This is a genomic window from Moorena sp. SIO4A1, assembly GCF_010672065.1.
Taxonomy (GTDB): domain Bacteria; phylum Cyanobacteriota; class Cyanobacteriia; order Cyanobacteriales; family Coleofasciculaceae; genus Moorena.
In genome coordinates this window covers 1-1,828 of sequence record NZ_JAAHHX010000466.1, presented here as the reverse complement: position 1 = coordinate 1,828, position 1,828 = coordinate 1, and the positions used below count along the sequence as shown (strand labels likewise).

Below are 1,828 nucleotides of genomic sequence, written 5' to 3'. Positions count from 1 at the left end.
GCAGGGACTCCAGCAGGGACTCCAGCAGGGACTCGACCGAGGAAAGCAGGAGGAAGCGGTATTAATTGTGATGCGTCAACTAACCCTGAGGTTAGGTTTACTTGACCCTGTGCTCCAACAGCAGATTGAGGGATTATCGATTACTCGATTGGAGGAATTGAGTGAAGCCTTGTTGGATTTTAAGACCGCAACGGATTTAGCAGTTTGGTTGGAGAAATAAATCCCAATTTTTGAATGAAGAATTAAGAATTAAGAATTATAGATTCTACATTTTGCATTCTTCATTCTACATTCTTCATTCTGACAGACAACCTTGGCCAAAAGGCCACGCTACGCAAACAACCTCAGAACCTTGATAGATTAGGATTGCTCAAGAGCTATTCCGATTCCCACAGGAGTGATAACATGGCCGGAAAGCAAATCTTAATGCTCGTAGGTGACTTTGTAGAAGACTACGAAGTGATGGTTCCCTTCCAAGGGTTGCAGATGGTAGGACATACCGTTGATGCTGTCTGTCCTGACAAAAAAGCTGGGGACATTGTTCGCACAGCGGTTCATGACTTTGAAGGAGACCAGACTTACACGGAGAAGCCTGGTCACAACTTCACCCTCAATGCCACCTTTGATGGGATCAATCCTGAAGATTATGATGCCCTAGTGATTCCAGGGGGGCGAGCACCAGAATACATCCGCCTCAATCAAGATGTGATCAAAATCGTGCAGCACTTTGCCCAAGCGAACAAACCAATCGCAGCAATTTGTCATGGTGCTCAATTGTTGGCAGCAGCAGATGTAATTCAGGGTAAAAAATGTTCCGCTTATCCAGCCTGTGGTCCCGATGTTACCCGTGCTGGTGGAACCTATGCTGACATCCCAGTAGATCAAGCAATAGTAGACGGTAATTTAGTAACAGCTCCCGCTTGGCCTGCTCATCCCCAGTGGCTAGCAGAATTCCTCAAAGTTTTAGGTACTCGCATTGAGCATTCATAGGACTTATCCATGGGGTGAGGTCTAATATACATAAAATAGCGATCGCAAACTCATCTGCGATCGCACCAAATACATCCAAATACAACTAATGGAATTCGCGTTACCGTGGCCAGCGATGCAGCGCGGTCTTGGGGAGGCAGCGCGGTCTTGGGGAGGCAGCGCGGTCTTGGGGGTTTCCCCCATGAGCGACTGCCGTGGTTCCCCCCACTCGCGCTTTGCCGTGGTCTCCCCCACTCGCGCTTTGCCGTGGTTTCCCCCACTCGCGCTTTGCATCAAGACAGATCCAGTTCCTATAGCAGTCCAAGACAAGGTTAAGACATAGTTCTGTTCCCTGCTTAAAACCCTCTTGACTATTGCTAGCATGCCTTTTGCCTATTGCCTATTGCTAGCATGCCTTTTGCCTATTGCTAGCATGCCTTTTGCCTTTTGCCTTCAAAGGATAAGCAATGCCCCTGACTGGTTCACAATATTGTTTAATATTGCGGTACTGATGAATCAATTTCCTGACTCCAGGCAGTAATACCTCCTTTAACATTAATCCCTTCAATACCAGCCTCTTTCAAAATTCCCAAGGCTTTCGCTGAGCGACCTCCCTTTTTGCAATGGGCAATCAAGCGATGACCATTAACCAGCTCCTTGACTTTTTCTACACCAGAACCCTGTTCAATATCCGGTAATGGCACTAGCACTGAGCCAGAAATCTTAGCAATATCATACTCATGGGGATTGCGGACATCAATTAAAACAAAATCATCCGCACCACTATCCATGAGTTCCTTGAGCTCCTGGACATTCATCTCTTTGATATCCATCTGGCGTTTGGCTTCCTCTTCTTTAG

4 protein-coding genes are annotated in these 1,828 nt (G+C 46.9%); 2 read left to right on the top strand and 2 right to left on the bottom strand.

Going from position 1 to position 1,828, the window contains the following annotated elements:
• Positions 1-220, top strand: a 220-nt coding sequence (locus tag F6K53_RS39540) for a DUF4351 domain-containing protein (protein WP_293085451.1), incomplete at its 5' end; no start/stop codon positions are given.
• 185 nt (positions 221-405) lie between these two features.
• A complete protein-coding gene (locus F6K53_RS39535) occupies positions 406-990 on the top strand; it encodes a DJ-1/PfpI family protein (RefSeq protein ID WP_293085448.1) in 585 nt (194 codons plus the stop codon).
• Positions 991-1,011: 21 nt separating this feature from the next.
• Here the strand turns inward: F6K53_RS39535 and F6K53_RS39530 are convergent, their stop codons facing one another.
• Complete coding sequence (locus tag F6K53_RS39530) at positions 1,012-1,353, bottom strand: hypothetical protein (RefSeq protein ID WP_293085446.1); 342 nt, start codon at positions 1,351-1,353, stop codon at positions 1,012-1,014.
• Between the two features lie 110 nt (positions 1,354-1,463).
• On the bottom strand, positions 1,464-1,828 hold a 365-nt coding region (locus tag F6K53_RS39525; protein ID WP_293085443.1), incomplete at its 5' end, for a rhodanese-like domain-containing protein.